Raw genomic sequence first — 14,726 nt, forward strand, 5'->3', positions numbered from 1 at the left:
CTCGTGTTGGTGGCTGTAGCTTCTAGCCACCGCCTACTACCCGGAACTTAGGAGTTGCGCTCGTCCTTGCCCTCGTCGTTCAGACGACGCAGGGACTCTTCTGGGGTTTCAGCAACATCGTTGGACTCGGCAGGCTGCTGCACTGGCGCAGCTGCCGGCTGGTCATCCAAGAAAGTGGAAATAGCCTGGCGGTGCAGGGTCAGAACGACGCCATTAGCGACCTCCACCTGCACGCGATCCTCCGCATCAATGCCCACCACGGTACCGAAGATGCCCGAGTTGGTCATCACCTTGGCGCCTGGCACGGTGTTGTTCTTCAGCTTCTCCTGCTGTGCGGCCTGCTTCTTGCGGCCACGGAACATCATGAAGATCAGCACCGCGAACAGTGCGACCATCAAGATGAGCGAAGGGTTGAAGCCACCGCCGCCGGCGGCCTGAGCGATTACGAGGGAATTCACGTATTTACCTGCTAACGAGTTGTTGCGATTGAATCAAAAGTTCTAGGTTGCCGATGCGCCCACGGATGGGAATTAACAGCAAAGACGCCCTACCAGACCCATAAACGGGTAGAGGTCGGGCGTCTTTAGTCTAATGGCTTACAGTCAACCGGCAGACCATTTACGCGTGCAGTGAAGTATTGCTTGCCTAATCCTCATCGGATTCATAGCTTTGCGCGCTCGCGAAAATCGCATCCTTTGGCATTGCCAGGCCCAGATGCTCCCAAGCTCCGGGCATTGCGATACGCCCTCTCGGCGTGCGGCCCATCAATCCTTCACGGACCAAATACGGTTCGGCAACGGTTTCAACGGTCTCTGTTTCCTCGCCGACTGCAATGGCCAGGGTGGACAGTCCCACCGGTCCCCCGCCGAATTTAGTGCACAGGGCTTCCAGGACTCCGCGGTCCAATCGGTCTAGGCCTCGCGCATCCACTTCATACATATCCAATGCAGCAGCGGCGGCCTTGTGGTCGATTTCTTCCAACTTATGTACCAGTGCCCAGTCGCGCACGCGGCGCAGCAAGCGGTTGGCAATACGAGGTGTTCCCCGCGAGCGGCCGGCGATCTCGGTGAATGCCGCTGAAGTGACGCTGAGATCCAGCATCATCGCTGAGCGGCGCAGCACCAGTTCAAGCTCTTTGACTACATAGAATTCGAGGTGTCCGGTGAAGCCGAAACGGTCGCGCAACGGGCCGGGCAATAATCCTGCGCGGGTGGTGGCGCCGACCAGGGTAAAGGGCGGCAGTTCCAGGGGAATCGCTGTGGCACCGGCACCCTTGCCGACAACAATATCAACGCGGAAATCTTCCATCGCCATGTACAGCATTTCTTCGGCAGGACGCGACATTCGATGGATCTCGTCCAGGAAGAGGACTTCGCCCTCGGTCAACGAGGAAAGAATGGCGGCAAGATCGCCGGCATGCTGAATGGCAGGGCCCGAGGAAATGCGCAATGGCGCGTTCATTTCCGCGGCGATAATCATCGAAAGCGTGGTTTTGCCGAGGCCCGGAGGCCCCGAAAGCAGCACGTGATCTGCGGTGCGTTCGCGGATTTTGGCAGCTTCGAGCACCAGCGAAAGCTGCTGCCTGACGCGCGACTGCCCGACGAAGTCGTCGAGGTTGCGGGGGCGCAAGGCCGCCTCTAGAACCCGCTCCTCAGGTTCGCTGCCTGCATTGGTCAACCCAGTGGAATCGTTCATCGTAAAGATCCTCTCGGAGTCCGTTTAGACTCGGGTCCCGCTGGACATGCTGCGCAGCGCGGCGCGCAGGATTTCGGCGACATTGCCCCCGGAAACAATTTCCGGTTCGGCCTTGGATAGCGACTTCAGAGTGCTGGTTGCGTCCTTCTCACTCCACCCCAGGCCGGTGAGCGCCTCGATAACCTGAGGTTCCCAGACGCTGGCCGTATCGGCGCCGGCTACCGGAGTCACGGCAGCGCCGGTTGGAACGAGTTTGCCGTTCAATTCCAGCACGATCCGGCTCGCACCCTTGGGGCCGATACCCGAAACCTTGGTGAAGGCGGCAGTGTCCTTGGTGTTGGCTGCAATGCGGACTTCTTCTGGGCTGTGCACCGCCAGAATAGCCAATCCGGTGCGAGGGCCGATGCCAGAAACGGAGATCAGGACTTCGAATACGTCGCGTTCATCAGCGCTGGCGAATCCGAAAAGAGTCATGGAATCTTCGCGGACCACCATCGAGGTGAATACGGTGGATTCCCGTCCTACGTGCAAGGTCGAAAGGGTTCCTGGGGTGGCATTGACCAGCATGCCGAAGCCGTTGACGTCAATAACTGCCGTGTTGAGGGTCACCGCTTGAACGGTGCCGGTCAATGAGCTGATCATGCCACTCCTTGGGATATATGTTCGATCGAACCCAGTTTATCGAAGATACCTACGAATCGCGACGTGTGCGCTGCAACGGTGGGTCGTGTTGCCTACCGGCGAACGGCTCGACGTTTGGCCGAGGCCTCGGCTGCGATCCACGCTTGCTGCGCACCGGTGAGCTGGGAGGAGCCAGTGGCACCGGCGGCTGAAGCCGAAGCGTTGGACCCGGAGGCCGCTCCACGCCAACCGTGCGCGATCGCCAAAGCTACGGCGTCTGCCGCATCAGCGGGTTTCGGCGGCTCATCGAGCCGGCAGATCTTCGCGACCATTTTTCCGATGGCGGCTTTCGTGGCCTGGCCGGAACCGGTCACCGCGGCTTTCACCTCGGTGGGAGTATGCAGTGCCACGGGGATTCCGCGGCGTGCCGCCGCGGTGATGACGACACCTGTGACCTGGGCCGTGCCTATCACGGTCGAAACATTGGCCGAAGCGAAGACGCGTTCGAGCGCCAGGACATCAGGCTTGTGCTCATCGAGCCATGCGTCGATGGCATTGGCGATCTTCAGAAGCCGAGCATCCAATGGAGTGCCCGGGGGTGTGCCGGCGACAGTGACGTCGACCAGCGATACTTGCCTGTTTGCAGCGACGTCGACCACGGCCAGACCACAACGGGTCAGTCCGGGGTCGACGCCGACTACGCGAAGGGACAAGCCTTACTGCTCTTCGTCCAGCGCGGCGCGAACCTCGTCGGACAGATCGGCGTTGGTGTAGACGTTCTGCACGTCATCAAGTTCTTCCAGCGCGTCGAAGAGCTTGAGGAACTTGCGGGCGCCGTCAACGTCCAGCTCCACCTTCATCGAAGGCAGGAATTCCATTTCATCGGACTCGTAGGAGATCTCTGCCTCGTCCAGTGCGGCGGCAACAGCGCGCAGGTCCGATGGGTCCGAAACGATGGCGAAGCTATCGCCCTCGTCCAGGATCTCGTCGGCGCCGGCATCCAGCACGGTCATCAGCAGGTCGTCTTCGGTCAGTTCGCCCTTTGGCAAACGGACAACGCCCTGGCGGTTGAACAGGTAGGCCACCGAGCCCGGGTCGGCGACGGTGCCGCCGTTGCGGGTGATGCCCACGCGAACCTCGGAGGCTGCGCGGTTCTTGTTGTCGGTAAGGCACTCGATCAGCAGCGCCGAACCCTGCGGGCCGCGTGCTTCGTAGATGATTTCGGTGTAGTCAACGACCTCACCGGTCAGGCCGGCGCCACGCTTGATTGCGCGGTCGATGTTGTTGACCGGCACTGAATTCTTCTTGGCCTTGCTGACAGCAAGTTCCAGTGCCGGGTTGCCGGACATGTCGGCGCCGCCGGCACGGGCTGCAACTTCGATGCCCTTAATGAATTTGGCGAAGGCTTTGGCGCGCTTGGCGTCGATCGCAGCCTTCTTGTGCTTGGTGGTTGCCCATTTGGAGTGGCCTGACATGCTTTAAGCGTCTCCTCGCGTGAGTTGGATGAAAAATTCGTGGATCGCCGTGCTGCCGGTGACTTCCGGGTGAAAGCTGGTTGCCAACAAATTTCCCTGACGTACTGCAACAATTCTACCCTGTTCGCCGTCGCCTTCCGCCGGAACCGTGCTGATCACTTGGACATCGGGGCCAACCTGCACCGCTTCCGGAGCGCGAATGAACACCGCTTCGAGGTTCTTCCCCAGAAAGTCCAGCTGGTATTCAAAAGAGTCCACTTGGCGGCCAAATGCATTGCGTCGAACGGTCATATCGATGCCGCCAAAGCTCTGCTGAACTGCACCCGCGCTGGAGACCGCAGGGTTTTCAATCCGGTCTGCGAGCATGATCATCCCGGCGCAGGAACCGTAGGCCGGCATGCCATCTGCAATGAGCTGCTTGATGGGTTCCGCCAGTGAGTAATTCCGGGATAGCCGGTCGATAACCGAGGACTCTCCCCCGGGGATGACCAATGCGTCGACAGCGGCAAGATCTTCCGGTGTTCGCACAGCAAGAGTTTCCTGTCCCAAACGCTGCAGGGACGCAAGGTGTTCGCGGAAATCGCCTTGGAGGGCGAGGACGCCAATTTTCGGCATGGGTGTGACCTTCATAGTTCGCGGGGTTCAAAGCGCATGACGCGCCGAATCAACGTTAGTACCGAGCGTCGTAGCAGTTAATTTTGTTGCTCGGTGTGTCGCATTCCCATCGCTCGCCTAATCCAGCTTCCATTCCGAAAGTCCATCTTTGAATGCGCCATACGCGTTAACGGTGTCTTTAGTACGAGCCAGCGACGCCTTGGCATCGCCCTGCGGCAGGCAGCTGGAGACCTCGAAGACCTGGCACCAAACCACCGGCGATTCCGAGAGCTGATGGGGAACCCATTGAAGCTTCGAGACCTTCCAATCATCCGCCTCGTTGTGCCGCGCGAACGTGGCTTTAACGCTGATTCCTTCACGGTTCAGAATGGTCTTGGTCGCATGCTTCGCCACCGAATTGCCCAGGCCATAGACGATCCAAGTGCCATCATGTTTTTCGATGGGCAACACGGAGTGCGTGTGATGCATGTAGATGAAGTCGAAGACTCCGGATTCAGCCAGTTCACGCCCAAGCTGGCGCTGCTGGAATGTTGGCTTGGTGGAATATTCGGTGCCATCATGGATCGCCGCCACCACAATTTCGGCGCCATCCACTTTGGCCGCTTTTCCACGCTGTATGAGTCTCTTCGCGTCAACACCGGTATCAACTTGCCAGTCGGTGGCTTCCGGCAGCCCATTAAGCGAGAAGGTGCTGCTGATGACCCCGAAGTTGACGCCGTCGATTTCCAGGATCGGCGGCTGTTGGGCTTCATCCTTGCTGCGGTATGACCCGGTGGCAAATAAGCCTTGATTCTCCAGCGCATCCAAGGTCCGTTTGACCCCGCCGGTTCCGGCATCGACTGTGTGGTTGGTGGCCGTGGTGCATCCGTCGTATCCGATGGATTTGAGATCGGAGAGAATCTGTTCAGGGACGGTGAAGCGCGGGTAGCCGGAGTACGGTGGCGTGCCAATGGGAGTCTCAAGATTGCACAGCGCGGCATCGGAATCATGGACATAGGGTTTCAGGCCCTCAAGCAAAGGCGAGAAATCGTAGTCCTCGCCGTTGCCGCCCTCTGCCTGTGCTGCACTTTGGGCTTGTTCCAGCAAAGCAGGGTGCAACAGCACGTCGCCGGTCACCATCAGTGAAAATTCCTTTGGTTCCCCAGCCGCGCTGGAAGGCGCCTCCGGAGCACTGCTGGATTCTGGCGCGGGCGTGCTCGGTGTTGCACTCGGATCATCGCTGGCCGAACAGCCCGCGAGCAGGGCTGAACACAGTACACCTATGGCCAGGGCACGGCCGGCAACAACCAAACGTGAATGCATGCTTAGACCCTATCCCAGCAACCTCCCAGGGGTGTTAATGCAAGCTAAATCACGTTGCCTGTGAAAACCTATGCTTATGCAAAATCCGCTTCTCAAGCCCAGCGCCAGACCCTATCAATGGCCGGCATTCGATGTTCTCACCGCCGATCACTATTTGGAAGCGGCCAAACTCGGCGCCGCAGAACAGCGCAACGAACTGCAGCGCATCATTGATGATCATGGTGCGCCAACTTTTGCCAACACTTTCTTGGCGCTCGAATCCAGCGGACAAGTACTGCGCCGCGCGATGATGACCTATTTCAGCGTCCTTTCAGCCCACGGAACTGAACCGATCAGGTCGATCCAGACCGAGATGTCATCGATCTACAGCGCACAAGAAGACGAGATCTACCTGAATCAATCCTTGTACTCACGATTACAAGCTTTGGATTGTTCGCAGCTAACGGGCGAAGACGCGCGGCTGGCCGAGCAAACCCTCAAGGAGTTCAAGTTGGCAGGCGCTGATCTTGATGAAACCCAGAAGCAGCAGCTGAAGCAGCTCAATGCCCAGCTCTCCGAGCTTTCCAGCCAGTTCTCCAACCGGGTCCTGGAAAACCAGAATGCACACGCAGTTCACTTCGACTCGGCTGAGGAACTCGCCGGGCTGTCGGACCAGGCCATTGAGTCAGCGGCCCAGGCGGCCAAACAAGCAGGGCATTCGTCCGGCTATCTCCTGCCCCTGTTCTCCCCCACGCAGCAGCCGGTTCTTGAATCATTGTCCGACAGCGAAGCTCGCCGCAAGGTCTTCAGCGCATCGGTTTCACGCGGTATCGGCGAAAACCCGACGGTCCAGCTTGCCGCGGACATGGCGAAACTTCGTGCTGAACGCGCAACGCTGCTTGGCTTCGCGAACCATGCCGAAACGGTTCTCGCTCAGGCCACCGCCCCGTCAACCGCTGCGGTGGAAGAGCGACTTAGGGAATTGACCAAAGCCGCCACCGCCAACGCACACAAAGAAGCTGAAGTACTCGGCAACATCGCTGGCCAGGAAGTGAATGCATGGGATTGGAAGTACTACTCCAACCAGGTTCTGCGCGAACAGTATGCCGTGGACTCCGAGGCGCTACGCGACTACTTCGAACTTGACCGTGTGCTGATCGATGGCGTTTTCGCTACCGCTACCAAGCTGTATGGAATCACCTTCGTCGAGCGTTTTGACCTGCCTACCTATCACGAGCAGGTTCGGGTCTTCGAAGTTTTTGATGCCGACGGCAGCCCGCTGGCGCTCTACACCGGCGATTACTTGGCTCGTGAGACGAAGAAGGGCGGCGCATGGATGACCAGCCTGCGTGATGCCGCGTCATACTTCGACGAACGGCCCATCGTGACCAACACGCTGAATATCTCCGCCCCCGCCGAGGGCGACCCGATCCTGCTGACGTTGGACGAGACCAATACGCTCTTCCATGAATTCGGGCACGCGCTGCACGGAATGTTCTCCAACGGACAATATGCCTCCCTCTCGGGCACCTCGGTCCCCCGCGATTTTGTCGAATTCCCTTCGCAGGTCAACGAGATGTGGGTACTGGATAAGCAGGTGCTGCCCGGCTATGCCGTGCATCATCAAACCGGACAGTCGCTGGATGCCCAAACCATCAGCAAGATTCGAGCCGCAGGGCTGTGGGGCCAGGGCTTTGCCACCACAGAATATCTGGCGGCCAGCGTGCTGGACTGGGCATGGCATACGATCAGCGCGGATACCGCCATTGGTGATCCAGTGCAGTTCGAGCAGCAAGTCCTTGAAGATGCAGGCTTCGACACGGCGCTGATTCCGCCTCGCTACCGGACCGGTTACTTCCAGCACATTTTCGCCAACGGGTATTCCGCTGGCTACTACTCCTACATCTGGAGTGAAGTACTCGATGCCGACACTGTGCAGTGGTTCGAGGAAAATGGAGGCCTCATGCGCGAAAATGGTAATCGGTTCCGTGAAGAACTGCTCTCGCGTGGCAACACGCGCGACCCCCTTGAGTCCTACGAATTGTTCCGTGGCCGCACCGCACGGGTAGAACCGCTGCTGCGCCGTCGAGGATTGGTGAACGCAGAATAATGACGACGATTGCCTCCGCACAGGAAGCACTGAGCCACTGGCACCAGGCGCTGGCCGTGGCCACCGGTGGAAAGATTTTTACCACGCATGGATGCTCATGGGCCTGGCAGCCGGTGCGCAAGCGGCTGATCCTGCTGTTCCCCGAGAACGCGAAACAAGCTGGCCTGCGCCCGGCCTTGGCTGAAGGCCACCGTTTGGGAGCCCGACGCGTTGAAGCATGGGTGAATTCCGGCGCCGACTCGGCAGAGTTGAAGGCAGCAGGGTTCTCCGACAACGCGCAGGTATCCTGGCACGCTGGCCCGCTGGCGATCCCGATGGATCGATGGCCAGGCAAAATCCGGTTGGGCAATAACGTGCCGGAAGCCACCGGCGCCGATGCCGCCGAGCTGAACGTGACCAACCTCTGGCGAGACCTGAGCAGCCAGCTGTCCAGCGGCCATCCAGCCTTACGCCGAGTGGAACATGCTCTGGCCCGAACCGACGAAGGAGAAATTGTCGGTCGAGGCTTCGCCCAACAGGGTTTGGGCGGGCAGCTGATGGTTCATTCCCTGGCTGTCGGCAAGCAGCACCGCCGCCAAGGCGTTGGCACCGCATTGCTCCAGGGCCTTTCCCGATCGATGATCAACCCGCTATCCCCGCCAGATGAAGAAGTGGCCATAGAGCTCTTGGCCGCGGCGACTCCATCCAGCGCCGATTTCTTTACTGCCAACGGGCTGAAGCTGCTTGGTCGAGGACGCCATATGGTACTTCGCTCCTGGGCCTAGCGCTAAGCGGCAGTATTAACGACACGATCGGGCCGCAGGATAATTCCTGCGGCCCGATCGTTTCTTTTTTGGGGTTTCAGCCATTGCGCTTGACGCGATATACGAGACGCGCGAATGGCCCGGCCTGCCTCGCCTCTGTGAGCTCCAAGCGTTCGCTGCCAATAGTTCGCGGCAAGAGCGGAGCCCCGCCAGACATTGCTGCCGGAGCAACGGTTAGCGCCAGGGTATCGATTGCATCAATGTCGAAGAATTGTCCGAGCAGTTCGCCACCGCCGAGTACCCAAATGTTCTGTTCCCCAGCGACCTGGCGAATTTCGGGCAGGATTTCTTGCACAGATCCGTTGACCAGCCGCACATCAGCCCCTTCAGGAATCGGCAGGTTTCGAGAAGTGAACACGTATGTGGTCACGCCGGGATAGTATTCCTGCCATTTCTGCGGATTCTCGATGAGGTCCTCGTTCTCAACCATCCACATATAGGTGTTAGCGCCTTCAACGTGGACACCCACGTTGTGTGGGAGCAGGGCTGGGTCTGGCTCTTGCGCCCCAGGCACGTCGAAAAGCCATTGCAAGCTATGGTTTTCGTCGGCCAAGAACCCGTTGAGACTGACCGCCGCGTCAAAAATAATCTCGCTCATGCACCTCAGTTTGCCACACCGCGGCTAGGCGACGGCAGGTGTTGTCCTAGTGCCTGTCCGGCTAGTCCACTTCGACGATTGGCGAGTAATGCGAGGCATCTCCCAGCACGGAGTAACTGGTTTTGCCATCGACGCTGCGCGGAATATCACCGGCGACGGTGATGCGGTTGAGCTTCCGTGGAGCGCGGCTGTAGTTATCCACTGCGTAGTGCTGGGTGATCCGGTTGTCGAACAGCACCAGCTGTCCTGGTTCCCATGCGACGCGGACAACGTGCTCCGGCCTGGTGACATGGCTTTGCAACAGGCGCAGCAGGTCTGTCGACTCATACGGGGAGACGCCAACGATCTTCACGTGCCGGGCGAAGGTACCAATGAACGGCCCCTTCTCCCCGGTCAGCGGGTGCACACGGACCACCGGATGGATCGTGCGATATTTTTCGGAAACGAAGGCCTCCTGGTACTCCTTCTCCTTATCCGTATTTACGGTTCTTGGCCTGACATAGTCCGAGTCATTAGAGTGCTCAGCCCACAATGTATCTGCCAGAGCTTGAAGCTCCTTGGGCAGGCTTCGGTAGGCGGCAGCCGCATTGGCGATAAGCGTTTCCCCTCCATAAGGTGGCAGCGTGACCGCGCGAAGGGTAGAAATCTGGGGAGGATTAACAATAAAGGTGACGTCCGTGTGCCATTGATTGGCGATGGACTGCTCGCTATCGACGGGCAGCACAGTTTTCTTCACTTGTTCCTCGAAGGTCACCGTTGGGTGAGCTGTCGTCAACGGACCAAAGTGCGAAGCGAATAATTCTTGCTGTTCGTCGCTGGCAATTCCTGACTGGCTGAATACCAATGCCTTATGCTCGTTCAAGGCTTCGCGAATGGCGCTGACAGTATCCGGGTCCAGCGCCCCGGCAAGATCCAGCCCACCAATCCGTGCACCGATATGTTCGCCCAGCTTAGTGACATGCAGGCGGGTTGTGGCGGTCGTGCTCATGTTGGCCTCCTAGCAAGCAACTTTGGCGTTGCTGTTTCCATCTCGACGTTGACGCCCCAATTGTTGGAACATGCTCAATCGTAGATCTGGAAAATCACTGATCAACCGAACATTTCGTAGATGAAAAACAATGGCCTTCTGCGTCGTGCGCCTCAACGAAGCTTTGAGATTGGTTGCTGATTTGAGTCCACGCAAGTCCTCGCATGACCAATGTGAACCCACATGAATCAACATTGAAGCGGGACATTGCTGGGCCAGGACGCGCAAATGCCCCGTCAGTGTTGACGGGGCATTTGCGTGAGTGCCGCTAGCTACTCAACCGGTGGAGAGTTAGAAGTCCACTTTTGATGTTTACCAGCCGCGCTCTGCCAGGCGGTGTGGCTCTGGCAGCTCATCGACGTTGATGCCAACCATGGCTTCGCCTAGGCCGCGGGAGATCTTGGCCAGTTCGTCGGGGTTGTCGAAGAAGGTGGTTGCCTTCACGATGGCTTCTGCGCGCTGTACCGGGTTGCCGGACTTGAAGATACCCGAGCCAACGAAGACGCCGTCGGCTCCTAGCTGCATCATCATTGCAGCGTCCGCTGGGGTGGCAATGCCTCCTGCGGTGAACAACACTACTGGCAGCTTGCCAGTGTGTGCGATTTCCTTGACGAGTTCGTAAGGAGCCTGCAGTTCCTTCGCGGCTACATACAGCTCGTCTTCTGGCAGCGCGGAGAGCTTGGCGATTTCGGCACGGATCTTGCGCATGTGTCCGGTCGCGTTGGAAACGTCGCCGGTTCCAGCTTCACCCTTCGAACGGATCATCGCAGCACCTTCGTTGATGCGGCGCAGTGCCTCACCGAGGTTGGTCGCACCGCACACAAATGGAACGGTGAAAGGCCACTTGTCGATGTGGTTTTCGTAGTCTGCCGGTGACAGCACTTCTGATTCATCGATGTAGTCGACGCCAAGGGACTGCAGGATCTGCGCTTCAACGAAGTGGCCGATACGGGCCTTGGCCATCACGGGGATGGATACCTCGTTGATGATGCCGTCGATCATGTCTGGGTCGCTCATGCGCGAGACGCCACCCTGGGCGCGGATGTCTGCAGGAACGCGTTCGAGGGCCATGACGGCCACGGCGCCGGCATCTTCAGCGATGCGCGCCTGCTCGGGGGTGACTACGTCCATGATGACGCCGCCCTTGAGCATTTCGGCCATGCCGCGCTTGACGCGATCCGAGCCGACGACGGAGTTCTGGTTGTTCGTAGACATAGTGAGGAGGGGTTCCTTTCGACACTGCGTGGATTCGGTCCAGACCACTATTTTTAGTGGTGAGAACGAGGTGGTACGCCAGTAATCGTAGGAGCGGATCGCTTTATTACCTCGCGTGTTGCGTCATATTGTTACACCGGTAGATTTGTCTCCTGGAGCGGGGTTAGTGCGTAACATAGTCATTTGCTCACTTTTGACTAGTCAGGGGAGATTTCTTGGGTGAAATGCGATCTTCTGTTGCTAAGCCAATTTACGCAGTAATTTTCGCCAGTTCCTGGTGACCCGTGGCATTATTTTTGCCTTGACCGGTACGGACATTTGGCATTCGCACTGAACGTTCCTCTCAACGACGTTTAGACCGTTGCTGTCCGTGGCTGCTGCGTGCATCCGCTAGGGATTAAACGAAAAGTGACGGTAAGAATAATTGAATATTCTTACCGTCACTATTGCTGAAAAAGATTAGCTGGGGTCCTCGCTTGCCCATGCCTCAGCAATCGCTTCGCGTACCTCGGAGAGCGTCTGCGGGATTGCTTTGGTCTTCGCGATGATCGGGAAGAAGTTCCCGTCCCCATTCCATCGAGGAACGATGTGCTGATGCAGGTGGGCAGCAATCCCCGCTCCCCCGGCTTCGCCTTGATTCATGCCCAAGTTGAAACCAGCGGGATTGGATACCTTGCGGAGCACCCGCATCGATTGCTGGGTCAAAGCAGCCATTTCGGCGGTTTCTTCCAGCGTGATGTCCGTGTAGTTGGGCACATGGCGGTACGGGCATACCAGCAGGTGCCCCGGGTTGTACGGGAAGAGGTTGAGGATCACGAAGCAGGTTTCCCCGCGGTGCACGATCAAAGCTTCTTCATCGGTGCGGTCAGGACCTGCGCAGAATGGGCAACTAGCCTCGTCCTTGACCTGGTCCTGCCCGCCCTTGATGTAGGCCATACGATAGGGAGTCCACAGTCGCTGGAACGAATCCGGCACTCCGGCGAGTTCAAAGTCGTCGGTGACGGACTGATCTGATTCCTGCATGCTGTGGGACTCCCTATCGGTACTAGCTGGGACTAGTTGTTGTTGTCGCGGCTCTTGATGGCTTCAACAATGCGAGCCACCGCGTCATCGATCGGCACCTGGTTCTCCTGGCTGCCATCGCGGAAGCGGAAGGACACGGCATTCGCGTCTGCATCTTCGCCACCGGCGATGAGTACAAACGGAATCTTGTCCTTGGACGCGTTGCGGATCTTCTTCGGGAAGCGGTCCGAGGAATCATCCAGTTCCACGCGTACGCCCTGGGCCCTGAGCTTTGCGACAACCTCGGAAAGGTAGTCGTTGAAGGCTTCAGCCACAGGGATGGCGCGAACCTGCACTGGCGACAGCCATGCAGGGAAGGCGCCAGCGTAGTGCTCGGTGAGCACGCCGAGGAAGCGCTCGATGGATCCGAACTTGGCAGCGTGGATCATCACCGGTTCCTGGCGGCTTCCATCAGCAGCCTGGTACTCCAGGCCGAAGCGGGCCGGCTGGTTGAAGTCGTACTGCACGGTGCCCATCTGCCAGGTGCGGCCGATGGCGTCCTTGGCCTGGACCGAGATCTTCGGGCCGTAGAAGGCCGCTCCACCTGGGTCGGCAACAAGTTCGACGCCGGATTCGGTGGCGACGCGCTCCAAGACTGCGGTAGCCTCTTCCCACTGCTCATCGGAGCCGATGAACTTGTCCGACTCGGGATCGCGGGTGGACAGCTCCAGGTAGAAATCGTCCATGCCGAAGTCCTTGAGCAGGGAGAGCATGAAGTTCAGCAGGTGCTCGACTTCAGCTGGAGCCTGTTCCTTGGTGACGTAGGAGTGCGAGTCATCCTGCGCGAAACCGCGCACGCGGGTCAGGCCGTGGACCACACCGGACTTCTCGTAGCGGTAGACGTGGCCGAACTCGAACAAGCGCAGCGGCAGTTCGCGGTAGGAGCGTCCGCGGCCGCGGAAGATCAGGTTGTGCATCGGGCAGTTCATTGCCTTCAGGCGATATTCCTGGCCCTGCTTGGTGATGTTGCCGTCTTCGTCGCGCTCTTCGTCGATGTGCAGCGCCGGGAACATGGTGTCCGCGTAGTACGGCAGGTGGCCCGAGGTGTGGAACAGCCCATCCTTGGAGATGTGCGGGGTGCCCACGTACTGGAAGCCTTCTTCTACGTGGCGGTCGCGCACGTAGTCTTCCATCTCGCGCTTGATGATGCCACCCTTGGGGTGGAACACCGGCAGGCCCGAACCCAGCTCATCCGGGAAGGAGAACAGGTCCAGTTCCGCACCAAGCTTGCGGTGGTCGCGGCGCTCGGCCTCGGCCAGGCGCTCCTGGTAGGCCTTGAGGTCTTCCTTGGTTGGCCATGCGGTGCCGTAGATACGCTGCAACTGCTTGTTCTTCTCGCTGCCCAACCAGTAGGCGGCGGCCGAACGGGTCAGCGCAAAAGCGTTCTTGATCAGCTTGGTGTTTGGCAGGTGCGGGCCGCGGCACAAATCCTTCCACACGATGTCGCCGGACTTGCGGTCAACATTGTCGTAGATGGTGGTTTCGCCGGCGGCAACCTCTACGGTCACGCCTTCGCCCGAGGTGTCAGCCGAGTCGGCCTTGGCCAGCAGTTCACACTTGTATGGCTCGTTGGCCATTTCTGCCTTGGCTTCTTCTGGCGACACTTCGCGGCGCGCAAAGAGCTGGTTCTGGTTGACGATCTTGAGCATCATCTTTTCCAGCTGCTTCAGATCTTCTGGGGTGAATGGCTCAGCCACGTCGAAGTCGAAGTAGAAACCGTCGGTGATGTATGGGCCGATGCCCAGCTTGGCATCGGGGCGCAGCTGCTGCACAGCTTGGGCCATCACGTGGGCAGTTGAGTGACGCAGCACCTCCAACCCTTCTGGGTCGGTGATAGTGACACGGGTGACGGTGCTTCCGGCTTCCAGTTCGCGGGCCAGGTCGCGCAATACGCCGTCGACGTGCATTACTACCACGTCTTTCTGATCGGCGTAGAACTGCAGACCGGTTGTTCCCGCGTCCACCTGTACCTGCTCGCCATCGATGGTGAGAGTCAGCTGCTCGCTCATGAGATCGGGTTCTACCTTTCAATCTGGGATGGCTTCATAGCTTGTGGCATACCTTGGCCACAGCCAGCCAGAATCCAGTTTAGTTCAGGACCTAACCTCAGCGCGCGTTCACTTCGGGTTTTGTGGGGATTGATCGCCTTCGTGTGATTCGTTCAACAAGGAATCAGCGTTATACAGGGTCATGACGTGCCAGATGCAACGTTGATCGCTGCACG

At 58.8% G+C, this 14,726-nt stretch carries 14 protein-coding genes; 2 read left to right on the forward strand and 12 right to left on the reverse strand.

Annotated elements, in window-relative coordinates:
- Window positions 1-47: 47 nt before the first annotated feature.
- The 7 genes from yajC to D3791_RS00140 form a co-directional block, all read right to left on the reverse strand.
- Window positions 48-458: a preprotein translocase subunit YajC gene (gene yajC, locus D3791_RS00110; RefSeq protein ID WP_172510963.1), complete on the reverse strand. Its 411-nt coding sequence runs from the start codon at window positions 456-458 to the stop codon at window positions 48-50.
- 187 nt (window positions 459-645) lie between these two features.
- Window positions 646-1,695, reverse strand: a complete 1,050-nt coding sequence (gene ruvB, locus D3791_RS00115; RefSeq protein ID WP_172510964.1) for a Holliday junction branch migration DNA helicase RuvB — start codon at window positions 1,693-1,695, stop codon at window positions 646-648.
- A gap of 24 nt (window positions 1,696-1,719) precedes the next feature.
- Window positions 1,720-2,337: a Holliday junction branch migration protein RuvA gene (ruvA, locus tag D3791_RS00120; RefSeq protein WP_022875215.1), complete on the reverse strand. Its 618-nt coding sequence runs from the start codon at window positions 2,335-2,337 to the stop codon at window positions 1,720-1,722.
- A gap of 92 nt (window positions 2,338-2,429) precedes the next feature.
- Window positions 2,430-3,029: a crossover junction endodeoxyribonuclease RuvC gene (gene ruvC / locus D3791_RS00125; protein WP_022875216.1), complete on the reverse strand. Its 600-nt coding sequence runs from the start codon at window positions 3,027-3,029 to the stop codon at window positions 2,430-2,432.
- A 3-nt stretch (window positions 3,030-3,032) separates the two neighbouring features.
- Window positions 3,033-3,791 (reverse strand): YebC/PmpR family DNA-binding transcriptional regulator, encoded by a 759-nt coding sequence (locus D3791_RS00130; RefSeq protein ID WP_172510965.1) that lies wholly within the window; start codon window positions 3,789-3,791, stop codon window positions 3,033-3,035.
- A gap of 3 nt (window positions 3,792-3,794) precedes the next feature.
- Window positions 3,795-4,406, reverse strand: coding sequence for a pyridoxal 5'-phosphate synthase glutaminase subunit PdxT (gene pdxT / locus D3791_RS00135; RefSeq protein WP_172510966.1), 612 nt, complete (start codon window positions 4,404-4,406; stop codon window positions 3,795-3,797).
- 117 nt (window positions 4,407-4,523) lie between these two features.
- Window positions 4,524-5,708 carry a CapA family protein gene (locus D3791_RS00140; RefSeq protein ID WP_172510967.1) on the reverse strand — a complete coding sequence of 395 codons (1,185 nt, stop codon included), beginning with the start codon at window positions 5,706-5,708 and terminating at the stop codon, window positions 4,524-4,526.
- A gap of 76 nt (window positions 5,709-5,784) precedes the next feature.
- Here D3791_RS00140 and D3791_RS00145 point away from each other — a divergent pair, with 76 nt between their 5' ends.
- A complete protein-coding gene (locus tag D3791_RS00145; RefSeq protein ID WP_172510968.1) occupies window positions 5,785-7,797 on the forward strand; it encodes a M3 family metallopeptidase in 2,013 nt (670 codons plus the stop codon).
- Entirely contained in the window at window positions 7,797-8,561 is a 765-nt protein-coding gene (locus tag D3791_RS00150) for a GNAT family N-acetyltransferase (protein ID WP_172510969.1), read from the forward strand. The genes D3791_RS00145 and D3791_RS00150 overlap by 1 nt, the downstream gene beginning before the upstream one ends.
- A gap of 76 nt (window positions 8,562-8,637) precedes the next feature.
- Here D3791_RS00150 and D3791_RS00155 read toward each other — a convergent pair whose 3' ends face one another.
- From D3791_RS00155 to thrS, 5 genes are all read right to left on the reverse strand, one after another.
- The gene (locus tag D3791_RS00155; protein ID WP_172510970.1) at window positions 8,638-9,198 is read right to left on the reverse strand and encodes a dihydrofolate reductase family protein; all 561 of its coding nucleotides are present in this window, start codon (window positions 9,196-9,198) and stop codon (window positions 8,638-8,640) included.
- 61 nt (window positions 9,199-9,259) lie between these two features.
- Window positions 9,260-10,186 carry a TauD/TfdA dioxygenase family protein gene (locus D3791_RS00160; protein WP_172510971.1) on the reverse strand — a complete coding sequence of 309 codons (927 nt, stop codon included), beginning with the start codon at window positions 10,184-10,186 and terminating at the stop codon, window positions 9,260-9,262.
- Window positions 10,187-10,537: 351 nt separating this feature from the next.
- Entirely contained in the window at window positions 10,538-11,440 is a 903-nt protein-coding gene (pdxS, locus tag D3791_RS00165) for a pyridoxal 5'-phosphate synthase lyase subunit PdxS (RefSeq protein ID WP_022875224.1), read from the reverse strand.
- 459 nt (window positions 11,441-11,899) lie between these two features.
- On the reverse strand, window positions 11,900-12,463 hold the full coding sequence (locus D3791_RS00170) for an HIT family protein (protein ID WP_172510972.1): 564 nt from the start codon (window positions 12,461-12,463) through the stop codon (window positions 11,900-11,902).
- A 32-nt stretch (window positions 12,464-12,495) separates the two neighbouring features.
- Window positions 12,496-14,511 carry a threonine--tRNA ligase gene (gene thrS, locus D3791_RS00175; protein ID WP_172510973.1) on the reverse strand — a complete coding sequence of 672 codons (2,016 nt, stop codon included), beginning with the start codon at window positions 14,509-14,511 and terminating at the stop codon, window positions 12,496-12,498.
- Between the last annotated feature and the right edge of the window lie 215 nt (window positions 14,512-14,726).

Source organism: Glutamicibacter mishrai (genome assembly GCF_012221945.1).
GTDB classification, from domain to species: Bacteria; Actinomycetota; Actinomycetes; order Actinomycetales; family Micrococcaceae; genus Glutamicibacter; species Glutamicibacter mishrai.

Coding starts and splice junctions, on each gene's coding strand:
- ruvB (WP_172510964.1), bottom strand. CDS start 1,695: ATGAACGATTCCACTGGGTTGACCAATGCAGGCAGCGAACCTGAGGAG.
- ruvA (WP_022875215.1), bottom strand. CDS start 2,337: ATGATCAGCTCATTGACCGGCACCGTTCAAGCGGTGACCCTCAACACG.
- D3791_RS00130 (WP_172510965.1), bottom strand. CDS start 3,791: ATGTCAGGCCACTCCAAATGGGCAACCACCAAGCACAAGAAGGCTGCG.
- pdxT (WP_172510966.1), bottom strand. CDS start 4,406: ATGCCGAAAATTGGCGTCCTCGCCCTCCAAGGCGATTTCCGCGAACAC.
- D3791_RS00140 (WP_172510967.1), bottom strand. CDS start 5,708: ATGCATTCACGTTTGGTTGTTGCCGGCCGTGCCCTGGCCATAGGTGTA.
- D3791_RS00145 (WP_172510968.1), top strand. CDS start 5,785: ATGCAAAATCCGCTTCTCAAGCCCAGCGCCAGACCCTATCAATGGCCG.
- D3791_RS00150 (WP_172510969.1), top strand. CDS start 7,797: ATGACGACGATTGCCTCCGCACAGGAAGCACTGAGCCACTGGCACCAG.
- D3791_RS00155 (WP_172510970.1), bottom strand. CDS start 9,198: ATGAGCGAGATTATTTTTGACGCGGCGGTCAGTCTCAACGGGTTCTTG.
- D3791_RS00160 (WP_172510971.1), bottom strand. CDS start 10,186: ATGAGCACGACCGCCACAACCCGCCTGCATGTCACTAAGCTGGGCGAA.
- pdxS (WP_022875224.1), bottom strand. CDS start 11,440: ATGTCTACGAACAACCAGAACTCCGTCGTCGGCTCGGATCGCGTCAAG.
- D3791_RS00170 (WP_172510972.1), bottom strand. CDS start 12,463: ATGCAGGAATCAGATCAGTCCGTCACCGACGACTTTGAACTCGCCGGA.
- thrS (WP_172510973.1), bottom strand. CDS start 14,511: ATGAGCGAGCAGCTGACTCTCACCATCGATGGCGAGCAGGTACAGGTG.